Source organism: Streptomyces sp. NPDC048481, from assembly GCF_043200075.1.
GTDB lineage: Bacteria > Actinomycetota > Actinomycetes > Streptomycetales > Streptomycetaceae > Streptomyces.
This window is the reverse complement of the sequence record NZ_JBICXC010000002.1, coordinates 394266-408231: the sequence shown is the minus strand read 5'-3', so window position 1 is coordinate 408231 and position 13966 is coordinate 394266. Positions and strand designations below refer to the sequence as shown.

General features: G+C 72.2%; 12 protein-coding genes. 5 read left to right on the top strand and 7 right to left on the bottom strand.

Features of this window, described 5'->3' with window-relative positions; all coding sequences use genetic code 11:
* The gene (locus tag ACGFSH_RS08105) at positions 1–555 is read right to left on the bottom strand and encodes a peroxiredoxin (RefSeq protein ID WP_256918609.1); all 555 of its coding nucleotides are present in this window, start codon (positions 553–555) and stop codon (positions 1–3) included.
* Between the two features lie 133 nt (positions 556–688).
* On the opposite strand from ACGFSH_RS08105, the gene ACGFSH_RS08100 reads away from it, so the two are divergent.
* The 4 genes from ACGFSH_RS08100 (at position 689) to ACGFSH_RS08085 (ending at position 3760) form a co-directional block, all read left to right on the top strand.
* Positions 689–1669 carry a hydrogen peroxide-inducible genes activator gene (locus tag ACGFSH_RS08100; protein ID WP_393346115.1) on the top strand — a complete coding sequence of 327 codons (981 nt, stop codon included), beginning with the start codon at positions 689–691 and terminating at the stop codon, positions 1667–1669.
* A 226-nt stretch (positions 1670–1895) separates the two neighbouring features.
* Positions 1896–2798 (top strand): MarR family transcriptional regulator, encoded by a 903-nt coding sequence (locus ACGFSH_RS08095; RefSeq protein WP_393346113.1) that lies wholly within the window; start codon positions 1896–1898, stop codon positions 2796–2798.
* Positions 2799–2940: 142 nt separating this feature from the next.
* Entirely contained in the window at positions 2941–3327 is a 387-nt protein-coding gene (locus ACGFSH_RS08090; RefSeq protein WP_393346111.1) for a roadblock/LC7 domain-containing protein, read from the top strand.
* A gap of 4 nt (positions 3328–3331) precedes the next feature.
* Positions 3332–3760, top strand: coding sequence for a hypothetical protein (locus tag ACGFSH_RS08085; RefSeq protein WP_393346109.1), 429 nt, complete (start codon positions 3332–3334; stop codon positions 3758–3760).
* Positions 3761–3821: 61 nt separating this feature from the next.
* Here the strand turns inward: ACGFSH_RS08085 and ACGFSH_RS08080 are convergent, their stop codons facing one another.
* From ACGFSH_RS08080 to ACGFSH_RS08060, 5 genes are all read right to left on the bottom strand, one after another.
* On the bottom strand, positions 3822–6197 hold the full coding sequence (locus ACGFSH_RS08080; RefSeq protein WP_393346107.1) for an ABC transporter permease: 2376 nt from the start codon (positions 6195–6197) through the stop codon (positions 3822–3824).
* Positions 6194–6820: an ABC transporter ATP-binding protein gene (locus tag ACGFSH_RS08075; RefSeq protein ID WP_393346945.1), complete on the bottom strand. Its 627-nt coding sequence runs from the start codon at positions 6818–6820 to the stop codon at positions 6194–6196. Before ACGFSH_RS08075 ends, ACGFSH_RS08080 begins: the two co-directional genes overlap by 4 nt.
* Before the next feature lie 59 nt (positions 6821–6879).
* Positions 6880–7404 (bottom strand): PadR family transcriptional regulator, encoded by a 525-nt coding sequence (locus ACGFSH_RS08070; RefSeq protein WP_329413176.1) that lies wholly within the window; start codon positions 7402–7404, stop codon positions 6880–6882.
* 130 nt (positions 7405–7534) lie between these two features.
* Positions 7535–7789, bottom strand: coding sequence for a hypothetical protein (locus ACGFSH_RS08065; protein ID WP_393346104.1), 255 nt, complete (start codon positions 7787–7789; stop codon positions 7535–7537).
* Positions 7786–8787 carry an SPFH domain-containing protein gene (locus tag ACGFSH_RS08060; protein ID WP_393346102.1) on the bottom strand — a complete coding sequence of 334 codons (1002 nt, stop codon included), beginning with the start codon at positions 8785–8787 and terminating at the stop codon, positions 7786–7788. Before ACGFSH_RS08060 ends, ACGFSH_RS08065 begins: the two co-directional genes overlap by 4 nt.
* Positions 8788–9066: 279 nt before the next feature.
* Between ACGFSH_RS08060 and ACGFSH_RS08055 the strand changes: the two genes are divergently transcribed.
* Positions 9067–11508 (top strand): transglycosylase domain-containing protein, encoded by a 2442-nt coding sequence (locus ACGFSH_RS08055; protein ID WP_393346100.1) that lies wholly within the window; start codon positions 9067–9069, stop codon positions 11506–11508.
* A 105-nt stretch (positions 11509–11613) separates the two neighbouring features.
* On the opposite strand, the gene ACGFSH_RS08050 is transcribed toward ACGFSH_RS08055, so the two are convergent.
* On the bottom strand, positions 11614–13728 hold the full coding sequence (locus ACGFSH_RS08050) for a SpoIIE family protein phosphatase (protein WP_393346098.1): 2115 nt from the start codon (positions 13726–13728) through the stop codon (positions 11614–11616).
* Positions 13729–13966 lie beyond the last annotated feature (238 nt).

Sequence of the window (13966 nt, the reverse complement as noted above, 5' to 3'; positions counted from 1 at the left end):
TCACTCCCCGGCCAGCAGCTTGACCGGGTCGAGGGTGTTCTCGCCCTTGGTCCAGTTGCAGGGGCACAGCTCGTCGGTCTGCAGGGCGTCCAGGACCCGCAGGACCTCCTTGGGGTTGCGGCCGACGGAGCCCGCGGTGACCATCGTGAACTGGATCTCGCGGTTGGGGTCGACGATGAACACGGCGCGCTGGGCGAAGCCGTCCTCGCCCTCGATGCCGAGGTCGCGCATCAGCTCGTGCCGGGAGTCGGCCATCATCGGGAACGGCAGGTCGGTCAGGTCCGGGTGGTCCTTGCGCCAGGCGTGGTGGACGAACTCGGAGTCGCCGGAGAAGCCGAGGATCTGCGCGTCGCGGTCGGCGAACTCCTCGTTCAGCTTGCCGAACGCGGCGATCTCGGTCGGGCAGACGAAGGTGAAGTCCTTGGGCCACGCGAAGACCACGAGCCACTTGCCCTCGTAGGACTTGTGGTGGATCTGCTCGAACTCCGCACCCTTCTCCAGCGAGACGCAGGCGGTCAGTTCGAACTCGGGGAACTTGTCACCGACAGTGAGCACACGCTCTCCTTGCAGCGAGGAAGTGTCCGGATCGCGGACGCTTCCCTTGGGTTGGACGAGGTCGATCGTGGCACAGGGTGCATTGATTCAGGAAATGGCTACACTCGATTGAATTGATCGGAGGCAGCTATCAGTGACTGTAGGTAATTCCCGGGCCAGAAGGCGGCCGCCCAGCCCGACCCAGCTCCGGGCCTTCACGGCCGTCGCCGAGCATCTGCACTTCCGGGACGCGGCCGCCGCGGTCGGCATGAGCCAGCCCGCCCTGTCCGGCGCCGTCGCGGCCCTGGAGGAGGTCCTCGGGGTCACCCTCCTCGAGCGTACGACCCGCAAGGTGCTGCTCTCGCCCGCCGGCGAGCGGCTCGTCGTCCGGGCCAGGGCGGTCCTCGACGAGATGGAGGCGCTGATGGAGGAGGCCGAGGCGGTGCGCGCCCCCTTCACCGGAGCGCTGCGCCTCGGCGTCATCCCCACCGTCGCGCCCTACCTCCTGCCGACCGTCCTGCGCCTGGTCCACGAGCGCTACCCGCAGCTCGACCTCCAGGTCCACGAGGAGCAGACCGCCGGCCTGGTGGACGGCCTGCACACCGGCCGGCTCGACCTGCTGCTGCTCGCCGTCCCGCTGGGCGTCCCGGGCGTCGTCGAACTTCCTTTGTTCGACGAGGACTTCGTGCTGGTCACGCCCCTCGGCCATGAACTCGGCGGGCGGGAGGGCATCGCACGCGAGGCGCTCAGGGAGCTGAACCTGCTCCTCCTCGACGAGGGCCACTGCCTGCGCGACCAGGCGCTGGACATCTGCCGCGAGGCGGGCCGCGGGGACGCGCCGGTGACGACCACCGCCGCCGGACTGTCCACCCTCGTCCAGCTCGTCGCCGGCGGCCTGGGCTGCACGCTCCTGCCGCGCACCGCCGTCACCGTCGAGACCAGCCGCAGCACGCAGCTGCTCACCGGCGCCTTCGCCGACCCCGCGCCCGCCCGCCGGGTCGCGCTGGCCATGCGCACCGGGGCGGCGAGGGGGGCGGAGTACCGGGAGCTGGCGGACGCCCTGCGCGAGGCCCTGCGGCCGCTTCCGGTACGGGTGCTCGGCGGTGGGGGCGGCGAGAGGCGCACCGGCAGGTGATGAGAGGCGCGCCGGGGGTGCGACGGGCGGCGGGGGGGAGGTCCGGCTGGGTGCTCCACTCGGTCAAATAACGTCTGCGGCAAGCGAATTGGGCTTGTCGGAGAGGCAAGTTCCGTCAGCAGGGGGCAGGTCGGAAATCCCGCGCGGGAGCGTGCGCCCCGGCTGATACACATTCCCTCCTCAGCGCTACGCGTCAGGCGTATGTGCGAAAGGCCCAAGGGGAGTGATGTCGGGCTACGAGCTGCTCGCACGCGACCTCGCCGCGTGCGGCCGGGACGGCTTCACCGGGGAGCTGCGGGTGTCCGGCTCGCCCGGCGGCGCCTTCCACCTCCACGGTGGACTGGTCGTCGCCGTCGAGTCGCCGGGCGCGCCCGGCCCCGAGGCGCTCCTGCTGCGCTCGGGGCGGATCGGCGGCGAGGAGTGGGCCGCCCTGGTGCGCGAGTCGGGCGGGGCGCGCTGGCCGGCCGCCGGGCTGATCGCCCACGGCTACGCCGGGGCCGCCCAGCTCCGGGTGGTCTGCGCGATGTCCCTCCAGGACGCCGCGTTCGCGGTCGTCGCGGGCGGCGTCGACGGCTGCGAACGCGGCCCGGCGGCCGGCCCCCCGCCGGCCGCCGTCGCCGTGGGCGAACCGCCCACCCGGCTGCTCCAGGAGGCGTCCCGCAAGCTGCGCGCGCTGCTCGCGCTGCCGTACCCCGTACGCCCGGACCGGGAGCGGCCCACGCCCGCCCCCGTCTCCTGCGCCGCGACCCGCCTCGGCGCTCTGCGAAGCGAGCTGCTCGAACACGCCGACGGCCGGCGCACCGCCCGCGACCTGGCCTTCCGTACCGGACGCGGGGTCTACACCGTCACCGTCGAGGTGGCCCGGATGCTGGGCGAGGGGCTGCTGGAGTGCGTGGACGCGCCCCACCCGATCCCGGTCCGGCTGCCCGCCGACGGCGAGGCTCTGCGGCCCCGGGAACCCGAGCCGCCCGCCGGGCCGCCGCCGGCGGGGCCGCCGGGCCCGGACGCGTCGGCCCTGCCCCGGCGGCGGCCCGGCGCCAGCGGCATCAACGAGGCCCTCACCCCGGAACCGAACGGCGGCACCGGCTGGAAGGAGTTCTTCCGCCTGCGCAATCCCACGGCGAGATGACCCGTCCCGCCACCCCGCCCACCCGACCGCCCCCATGCGGCCCCACCCGCCTGCCACGCACCCCCATCCCCACGCACGGCCCCGCACGGGCCCACGGACAGAAGAACGGTCATATGCGATCAGAGACAGGGGAGTTGCCCACATGGACCACAAAGCCCTCGCGCGGGAGATGCGCGGCCTGCGCGAGCAGGTGACCGGCATCACCGACACCGCGGTGGCGGCGGCCGACGGACTGCTCATCGCCGCCGACACCGCCGACTCCATCGACCCCGAGGGCCTCGCCGCCCTCGCCGCGGCGGGCCTCGGCCTCGCCCGCCGCACCTCCGAGGCGACCGCTCGCGGCGCCCTGCACCGCACGGTGACCTACGGCAGCCACGGCTGCGCCGCGTTCTACGCGGTCGGAGACACCGCCCTGATGGTCGTGCTCGGCGACGAGGGCATGGACGTGGAGCGCCTGCACACGGCGACCCAGCCCGCCCTGCGCCGCATCGACCTGATCCTCACCAGGAAAGCCGCCGAAGGAGTCTGAAGGGATGGCGACGAAGCGTATGACCCCCGGTTTCTCCGATCAGGTGATGGGCCTGGTCAAGTCACTGCGAACGGACGCCCCCGACTGCCTCGCCTCCGGCGTCGTCGACATGTCCACCGGAATGCTGCTGTCCTACGAGACGGTCGACAACCATCCGCCCGAGGTACTGGACCTGCTGGCGGGCGCGACGCTCGACCTGTTCCAGGGCCGCACGGTGGTGATGATCGAGGACGTCTTCAAGGAGCGCCGCGGCGTCCAGAGCGACAACCACTTCTTCCAGGAGATCCTCGTCAACAGCGAGAACCTCACCCACCTGTTCGTGCGGATGACGGAGCAGCAGGACGTCGTCGCCGTGGTCGTCTGCCGCAAGTCGGTGAACGTGGGCATGCTCTTCGCCCAGGTGCGAAGGGTGGTGCGGGAGTACCGGCTGTGAACGCGGACGGCCCCTCCCCGCACGGGGGAGGGGCCGTCCGGGCGCCCGCGGCGGGCGGCGGCTACTCGGTGCGCAGCCCGTCCGGCCGCAGCAGCCGCAGCAGCGGCGGCAGGCTGAGCAGCGTCACCACGAGGACGACCAGCGCGCCGATGCCCGTCATCGCCAGCACGCTCGGCCAGTCCACGTTCACCGGCGTGTCCGTCATCCGCAGCAGCACCGCGCCCAGGGTGATCCCGACCGTCGCGGCCAGCAGCAGCCCCAGCACGATCGGGATCGCCGTCTGCCACAGCACCGACAGCCCCAGCGTGCGGCGCCGGGTGCCGAAGGCGACCAGGGACGACAGCAGCTTCCTGCGTTCGCGCAGCTGCTCCAGCTGGGAGACCAGCAGGCTCGCCCCGATCAGCGCCAGCACCGCGGCCGAGCCGACGAGCAGTCCGGTGCGGATGGAACTGAACTTCGTGTCCTGCCGGGTGGCCGTCCAGTTCATCGGCTGGGACAGCGGGTCCACGCGGAACGCCGTGTTGCGGGCGTACTCGTAGGCGTCGGGCACGGACTCGTCGATCGAGAGGTAGATCTCCCCGCTGACGCGCTTCTCGGCCGTCTTCGGCAGCGCGCCCGGCGTCATGAGGAAGCCGTCGCGCTCCCAGTCGGTCAGGCCCTTCACCGAACGGGCGGAGCGGACGCCCGGCGGGACGGTCCACAGGACGTCCCCGCTGTCGTCGTCGGAGGACGGCTCGAAGTACAGCTTCCTGCCGGGCACGTTCAGCGCCGCGCTGTCACCGGAGTTCTCGCCGCCCTCCAGGACGAAGACGTCGCCGTCCTTGCAGGTGGGCAGCTTCGCCAGCTCGCGCAGGGCGGAGCACTCGCCGACGGCCAGCGCGCCGAGGTTGTCCGGGCCCTCCTCGGTCTTCCAGGAGGAGTCGCCGAGGTAGCCCTCCCACAGCGCCGTCACCTTGCGGACCGCCTTGGTCCGGGCGAACTTCTGCGCGGTGGGGGCCAGCGGCGCGCCGTCCGGCACGCCGACCTGCATCTGCGCCCGGCTGACGTCCTGCCCGGTGGACTTGGTGTAGTCGCCGTCCACGCCGGCGAACAGCATCTGCAGCGCGATCGCCCCGGCCACCGCCACCGCGATGCCGTTGACCATCCGGGCCGCCGAGCCGCTGCTCAACTGCAAGCGCCGAACCGCCAGTTGCCAGGCGACGCCGCCCGAGCCGAGCCGGGCGACGACCGCCTCCACGAGCCAGGGCAGCAGCGCGGTGATGCCGACCAGGATCAGCATGACCCCGCCGCTCACCAGGTACTGGTTGAAGTCGCCGTTGGCGTGGCCCTGGCCGATCATGGGATAGAGCATCGCGACGCCGCCCAGGGGCAGCAGCAGCCGCCACCACAGGCGCCGTCGTGCCGGCTTGGCGGTGCGCACCACCCCGAGGGGCTCGATCACCACACCGCGCAGCGCGAACAGGGTGACCAGCACCGCCGCCGTCGGCACGGCCAGGACGACCAGCGCGGCCAGCGCGGGGGAGGGGTCGAGGTAGCTGGGCCACACGCTCACGCCGACCACCTCGACGGTGCCCGCGAACTGGCGGCCGGCCAGGAAGAACACGGTGCCCAGGACCAGGCCCAGCAGGGAGCCGGCCATCGCCTCGCCCGCCGCGATGCGCCGGGTCATCCGGCTGTCGGAACCGATCAGCCGCAGCGCCGCCAGCCGACGGTCGCGCCGCTCGCCGCCGAACCGCACGGCCGCGGCGATGAACACCGCGACGGGCATCAGCAGCACCACGATGACCACGAGGATCAGCAGGAGCAGCACCGGGTCGGTCTGCTCGTGCGACGGGTCCGGGTTGCCGAACCTCTCCAGCCGGGTCACCGGCCCCGCGCCGTTGACGTGCGCCTGAAGGCCGGTGGCGCCCGCGTAGTAGGCGAGTTCCTGCGAGCCGATCAGCCCGCTCTCCCCGATGGTCCCGACGACGTGGTACGGCAGCCGTTCGCGCAGCGGCGCGGAGCCGTCGGCGGCCAGCAGCTTCTTCAGCGCGGGGGAGACGTACATGTCGCCCTCGGCCGGGAAGCGGCTCACGCCGGGCGGCAGCGGCGCGCCCGTGCCCTCCGGCTCCACCATCCGGCCCCGGATGTCCTTGTCGCGGAACGTCGTGTCGGACTGCGCGATCAGCAGGGTTCGGTCGGACTTCGCCGGCGGCTCGCCGAACGGCCAGTCCAGCCGGGCCTGTTCGCGGTCGTGGCGTACTTCGAGCGCGTTGGGCGCGGCGGTCGTCAGCAGCAGCACGGCCACGCCGAGGCCGACGCCCACGGCGGTCAGGACGGCCCGGATCCAGCCCTCCCGTCCGCCGCTGAAGGCGAACCGGACGCCCAGTCCGAGGTCTCTGGACCTCCCCCACTTTCGGTTTCGCTCAAGCGGGCGGTGCCCCCTGCGCAGACTCATATGACGCGCTCCATGTCCCGCGACCGGCCGTCCCGAACGACGATCTCGCGGTCGGAGTACGCGGCCACCCGCGCCTCGTGCGTGACGAGGACGACGGCGGCGTTGGCCGTGCGGGCGGCCTCGGTCAGCAGTTCCATCACGCGTTCGCCGTTGAGCGAGTCCAGCGCGCCGGTGGGCTCGTCGGCGAAGAGGACCCGGGGGGCGGTGACGAGCGAGCGCGCCACGGCGACCCGCTGCCCCTGGCCGCCGGAGACCTCGCCGGGCCGCTTCCCGCCGAGGTCGTCGACCTCCAGACGCTGCATCCACTCCAGCGCGGTGCGCTCGGCCTTCTTGCGCGGGGCGCCGTTCAGCCGCAGCGGCAGCGCGACGTTCTCCACGCAGGTCAGCTCGGGCACGAGCTGGCCGAACTGGAACACGAAGCCGAAGTCCGAGCGCCGCAGCGCGCTGCGCTGGGCGTCGCTCATCGTGGCGAGGTCGCGGCCGTCGTACATGATCGAGCCGGAGTCGGGCGTCACGATGCCGGCGAGGCAGTGCAGCAGCGTCGACTTGCCGGACCCGGACGGGCCCATCACCGCGACGACCTCGCCGGGGTGGATGGAGAAGTCGGCGCCGTCGAGCGCCATGGTCGGGCCGTAGGCCTTGCGCAGATCCTCGGCGACGAGCAGGGATCCCCCGGGAGCCTTCACGCCTGCATCGCCGCCTTCAGCTTGTCGAGACGTGCGGCGGCGAGTTCCAGCCAGCGCAGGTCGGCTTCGAGATGGAACAGCGCGTGGTCGCAGATCAGCTGGTCGGCGAGATCGCCCCTGCGCTTGCGGTCGGTGAGGATGCGCATGCTGCGCAGGTGCTCCGAGCGCTGGGTGTCGAGGATGTCGGCGGCGTCGCGGTGGGTGAGCAGCGCCAGGACGATCTTCGTGTAGAGCGTGGACTGCAGATACGGCTCGGGCTTCTCGGGCGTGGCGAGCCACTGCTCGACGTCGGTGATCCCGGCGTCGGTGATGGCGTAGCGCTTGCGCTCGGGACCGCCGCCGGTCTCGATGCCGTCGACCTCGACGAGCCCGTTCTTCAGCAGGCGCGACATCGTCGAGTAGACCTGGCCGTAGTGCAGCGGCCGGTCGTGACCGAACTTCTCGTCGAAGGCCCGCTTGAGGTCGTAACCGTGGCGGGGCCCGGACTCCAGGAGTCCCAGGAGGGTGTGACCGATGGACATGCGAGGACTGTACATGCGGTGTATACCCGCCGTGTATACGCGGAGTGCGCAGGTGGCAGCGGTGGGTACGGCTTCGCAGGTGACGGTCCATTGTCACCGTTTGGCTACAGGCTGCCCGGCGGCCGGGCCGTCAGGGCGCCGGAGGCCTGGGGGCGGAGCCGCCCGGCGGGCGGCCGCGGCGGGGCAGCGGCCCGGTGTCGCCAGGCAGCCGGCCCGCCTCCTTCAGGGCCCTGCGCAGCAGGAACTCGATCTGCGCGTTGGCGGACCGCAGATCCTCCCCGGCCCACCGGGCCAGTGCCTCGTACACCGCCGGGTCCAGCCGCAGCAGCACCTGCTTGCGCTGCGGCCGGCCCTGGGGGGCGGGGCCCCCGGAGGGAGCGGTCACTGGTAGAGGGTCCCGGTGTTCAGCACGGGCTGGGGTGCGCGGTCCCCGCACAGCACCACCATCAGGTTGGACACCATGGCCGCCTTCCGTTCCTCGTCCAGCTCGACGATGCCCTGTTCGGCGATCCGGGCGAGCGCCGCCTCGACCATGCCGACGGCCCCGTCCACGATCTCCCGACGCGCGGCCACGACCGCGCCCGCCTGCTGGCGCTGAAGCATCGCCGAGGCGATCTCCGGAGCGTACGCGAGGTGGGTGAAGCGGGACTCGATGATCCGCACGCCGGCCGCCTCCACGCGCGCGTGCAGCTCCACGGCGAGCTTCTCGGTGATCTCCTCGGCGTTCCCGCGCAGGGAGAGCCCGTCCTCGTCGTGCGAGTCGTAGGGGTACTCGATGGCGATGTGCCGCACGGCCGCCTCGGTCTGGGTGGCGACGAACTCCAGGAAGTCGTCCACCTCGAAGGAGGCCTGCGCGGTGTCGCGCACGTTCCACACCACGACCGCGGCGAGCTCGATCGGATTGCCGTAGGCGTCGTTGACCTTGAGGACGGCCGTCTCGTGGTTGCGGACCCGGGTGGAGATCTTCGTGCGGGAGGTGAAGGGGTTCACCCAGCGCAGGCCGTCCTCGCGGATGGTGCCCCGGTAGCGGCCGAAGAGCTGCACCACGCGGGCCTCGCCGGGGGCCACCGTGTTCAGTCCGCACATCGCGAGGAACGCGGCGAGGGCGACCAGGACGCCGAGGACGATCAGCGCCGCCTTGAGGCCGCTCGCCGTCACCGCGGTGGCCGCGACGATCGCCCCGGCCCCGGCCAGCAGCCCGGCCAGACCGAGCAGCAGCGCCAGGCCGCCGCCCACGCTGTGCGCGGGGAACTCGGTCACGCGCGGGGCGGGCATCTCGGGGGCGTCGACGGACTCGGCGACGGCCCGGCCGGCGGCCGAGGGGCCGTGGGACGACGGGTCGTGGGGCGACGGGTCGTGGGGCGACGGGTCGTGTGCGGGCATGGTGGTTCCCCGTTTCTCGTCAGCAGCCTTATATGCGATCGGCTGTCTAGCTAAGTGATATCACTTTAACAGGGGATGGCAACCCTGTACCCCTCTCGAACGTCGAATCGGTGGGGAGGTCGCGCCGGTTCCGCGGGGCGGGGTGCTGATTCTCACGCCCTCCGAAGGCCGGATCGACAGCACGTCGTCATGGACAGCGGTGTTAGCTTTCTGAGCTGACCTGCCCCTGCCCCCGGGCACTGGTGTGACTGCCGAGTAGGAAGCGGAGCGAGCGGACTCATGGGACGAGCGGAAGAGAGACGAGCGCGACAGCGCGGTGGCCGCCGCGCGGCGCCGAGGAACCGCTCCGCGGAGACGGAGTCCGCGCCGACCGCCGCCCGCGACACCGCCGCCGGGCCGTCGACCGCGACGACGACCGCGCCCGCCGCCGGCGGCCGCGCGGCCGCCCGCAAGGGCGCCAAGAAGGCCGGCAGGGGCGCCAAGGGCAAGGCCGGCAAGGCCGACCGCAGCCTCATACGCCGGATCTTCACCTGGAAGAAGGTCCTCGGCACGTTCCTCGGCCTCACCGTCGCCGTCATCGGCGCGTTCGTCTGGCTGTACGTGAGCACGCCGATCCCGGCCGGCAACCCCGACGCCGACCTCCAGAGCAACGTCTACAAGTACGGCAACGGCGCGATGCTCGCCCGGGACGGCGACGTCAACCGCGAGAACGTCGACCTCGCCACGGTCCCCAAGGCCGTCCAGCACACCTTCGTCGCCGCCGAGAACAAGTCCTTCTACAACGACAACGGCGTCGACCTGCGGGGCACCGCCCGCGGCGTGCTCAACACCGTGATGGGCAAGGGCGCGCAGGGCGGCTCGACGATCACCCAGCAGTACGTCAAGAACTACTACCTGTCCCAGGAACAGACCGTCACGCGCAAGCTGAAGGAACTGGTCATCTCCCTCAAGCTGGACCGGGAGAAGGACAAGGACTACATCCTCGCCGGATACATCAACACCAGCTACTACGGCCGCGGCGCCTACGGCATCCAGGCCGCGGCCCAGGCCTACTACCGCGTCGACGCCGACAAGCTCACCGTCGCCCAGGGCGCCTACCTCGCCGCACTGCTCCAGGCCCCCAGCCAGTACGACTGGGCCGCCGCCTCCGACACCGGCAAGCGCCTGGTCCAGGCCCGCTGGAACTACGTCCTCGACAACATGGTCGGACAGGACTGGCTGAAGAAGTCCGAACGCGACGCCATGAAGTTCCCCATCCCCAAGGACCCCAAGGCCGCTCCGGGCAAGGAGGGCCAGATCGGCTACCTGGTCGACGCGGCCAACGCCGAACTCGCCAACCAGCTCGTCGCCACCGGCGTCGCCGACGACTACGAGTCGGCCGCGGCCCTGGTCCGCAAGGGCGGCTGGAACATCGAGCTGAACATCGACAAGAAGAAGCAGAAGGCGCTGGAGACCGCGGTCAAGGAGCAGCTCACCAGCAAGCTGGACAAGAAGAAGCGCCCGGTCGACGGCGACGTCCAGGCCGGCGCGGTGTCGGTGAACCCGAAGACCGGCGCGGTCGAGGCGATGTACGGCGGCACCAGCTACACCGAGCACTACCTCAACAACGCCACCCGCACCGACTACCAGCCCGCCTCCACCTTCAAGCCGGTGATCCTCGCCGCCGCCTTCGACGAGAACGCGGTCACCCAGGACGACCAGAAGATCACCGCCAACACGATCTACGACGGCACCAGCAAGCGCCCCGTCGTCGGCAGCGACATCGGCTTCGCTCCGGAGAACGAGGACGACCAGGACTACGGCCCCGTCACCGTCCAGACGGCGCTCAACAAGTCCATCAACTCCGTCTTCGCGCAGATGGGCGTGGACGTCGGCATGGACAAGGTGCTCCAGGTCGCCGACCAGCTCGGCATGCACACGAAGGACCTGAAGGCCGTGCCGGCCCAGACCCTCGGCACCATGGGCGCGAGCCCTCTTCAGATGGCCGGCGTCTACGCCACCCTCGACAACCACGGCAAGAAGGTCACCCCGGCGCTCATCAAGTCGGCGGAGAACAGCGCCCACCCCTCCTTCAAGCACACCGCCCCCATCGGCGGGCAGGTCATCGACCGCGAGGCGGCCGACTCGGTCACCTCCGTGCTCACCGGCGTGGTCGACGACGGTACGGCGAAGATCTCCGTGCGGGACAACCCGCTGCGCAGGGGCCAGAAGGTCGCCGGCAAGACGGGCACCTCCGACAACAACAAGTCCGCCTGGTTCACCGGCTACACCCCCGATCTCGTCACCTCGGTCGGCCTGTTCGGCGAGTCCGCCAAGGCCCCCCACCCGCAGGTCCCGCTCACCGGCGCGACGAACGGCCTGAAGTCCGACGCGGGCCGGGTCAACGGCGGCGGCTTCCCGGCGCAGATCTGGGCGGCCTACACCTTCGGCGTCTCCACCAAGGTCTCCAAGTTCGACCTGGAGACCGACCAGGGCGCGGCGGTCCAGACGGCGTCCCCGTCGCCGTCCTCCTCGCCCTCGCCGAGTTCCTCGCCGTCCTCGTCGCCCTCGCCGAGCACCTCGCCGTCCTCGTCGCCGAAGCCGAGCACGTCCCCGTCCTCGTCGGCCAAGCCGAGCACGTCCCCGTCCAGCTCGCCGTCCGGCGACACCTCGACCGAACCGAGCACGGACGCCCCCTCCACCGGCTCGGAGCGCCCTGACAACCCGCTCTTCGGCCAGTAGCGCCGGAGGGACGACGAAGGGGGCGCCCGGAGATCTCCGGGCGCCCCCTTCGCGCGTCCACCCGTCCGCGCTCTCGGCGTCTCTCGCGTGTCCGCGTGTCTGGCGTCAGTTCCGGTTCAGCTCGAACCAGACCACCTTGCCGGTGCTGAGCCGGGTGGCCCCCCAGCGCCGCGCGAGCCGGTTCACCAGGTACAGGCCGCGCCCGCCCTCGTCCGTCGCCCTGGCCTGCCGCAGCCGGGGCAGCTGCGGGACGTCGTCCCCGACCTCGCACCGCAGCACGTCGGTCCGCAGCAGCCGCAGGGTGACCGGCCGCGTCGCGTACCGCACCGCGTTCGTGACGACCTCGCTCACCAGCAGCTCGACCGAGTCGGACATGTCCTCCATGCCCCAGCGGGACAGCGCCCGCCGCGCCAGCCGGCGCGCCCGCCCCGGCGCCGCGTCCTCCGGCTCCAGGAACCAGTACGCCACGTCGCTGGGCGCGATCCCGTCGAACCGGGCGGCCAGGAGCGCGATGTCGTCGTCCCGGTCGCCCGGACCGAGCATGTCGAGCACCTCGTCGCACAGGGCCTCGAGGGGCGGCGGATGATCCGGCCCGGTCAGCTGGGCGGTCGCCGCGAGCTTCTCCCGCAGCTGTTCTATGCCCGTCGCCACGTCCCGCAGCCGGGACTCCACCAGGCCGTCCGTGTACAGCAGCAGCGTCGCCCCCGCAGGCGCGTCCAGTTCCACCGCCTCGAAGTCGACCCCGCCGACGCCGATCGGCGCGCCCGGCGGCACCCGCAGCACCTCGGCCCGGCCGCCCAGATGCAGCAGGATGGGCGGCGGATGCCCCGCGTTGGCGATCGTGATGCGGTGCGCGACCGGGTCGTAGACGGCGTACAGACACGTCGCCATACGGTCGGTGCCCAGCCGCTGGGCCTGCTCGTCGAGATGGTGCAGGACCTCCTGCGGCGGCAGGTCCAGCCCGGCGAGCGTCTGCGCCGTGGTGCGCAGCTGCCCCATGATGGCCGCCGACGTCATGGAATGCCCCATCACGTCCCCGACGACCAGGGCCACCCGGCTGCCGGGCAGCGGGATCGCGTCGTACCAGTCGCCGCCCACCCGCGCCGTCTCCGCCGCCGGCAGGTACCGCGACGCCAGCCGCACGCCCGTGGGACGCGGCAGCGTCTCGGGCAGCATCGTGCGCTGCAACTCGTCGGCGATGTACGCCTCACGGTCGTACAGCACCGCCTTGTCGATGCCGAGCGCGCTGTGCGTGGCGAGCTGGGCCGCCACCAGCAGGTCGTCGTTCTCGAACGGCAGGCGCTCGGGACGGCGCAGGAACACCGCCGCGCCGATCACCCGCCGCCGCCCGCGCAGCGGGGCCAGCACGGCCCGCTGGCCGCCCGGCACCACCAACGTGCTGTCCTCGCCCAGCAGTTCGGGCAACGCGGCCCGCGCCGCCGGATTGTCCGCGAACACCGGACGCACCCCGCGCAGCACCTCCGCGAGCGCGCCGCCGGGCCGCACCTCGCACATGTCCCCGACCGACGCCGACAGCTCGGCCGTCAGCTCCCCCGGCTCCGGAGGCGGCAGGGCGAGCGCGGCGAAGCCGGTCTCCGTGTCGCGCTCCTCCGGGATGCGGTCGGTGCGGCGCAGCCGCAGCATGATGCGGTCCGCCGCCGGCCGCTCGTCGCCGACCGGCAGCGGATCGCGCAGATAGACCAGGATCGCGTCGGAGAAGGTCGGCACCGTGGCCCGGCACAGCCCCATCACGATCTCGTCCAGGTCCAGACCGCGCGCGATCCGCCGGGTCGCCGCGCCCACGAACCGCAGCCGGTCCCCGTCGCGCCGCATCGGCGTGGGCCGGCCCGGCGCCACCGCCATACCGGCCCGCCGCTCCTGCCCGCCCGGCCCGCGCTCGGCGCGCGCCTCCGCGCCCGGCTGGGCCGGGATGGACTCGGGCACGGGCCGCGGCCGGTGCGTGTCCGGTTCGGTGGACGCGGACGGCTGGGAGTGCTCGGTCCCGGAACCCGCCTCCGGACCGGCCGCCGCATCCTTTCCCGCAGCTCCCTGGCCGCCCATGGTGCCCTTTCCGCCCTTTCCGCAGGTCGTCGTACCCGAGCCGTCGGGCGGTAACGCTGCCGCACCCGGCGCGGGCGCCGGGGTGTGCAGGAGTGCCCCACGGGGGTCCGTGGGGTCGACGCCCTGGGGGCGTTCGTAGGAGATGGGCTGCTCCGTCACGCGTGTCGAATCCGTCCGTCCGGGGCTGCGCGCCGCGCGCGCAGTTGGTCCCGCAGGAAGTCCGATACCCGGAATACATGTCCCTGGAACGGAATTCCCGCGTGGTCAGAGGTTGTTCCTGTGTCGCCGGTGGACCTCGCGCGACCCTGCGAGCCTACGTGGAACGTCCCGCCGGTGTTTCCCTCGTGCCCCTCGCTCACGTCCTGCCGCCCCTCGGTGACGTTCGGTCAGACCCGTT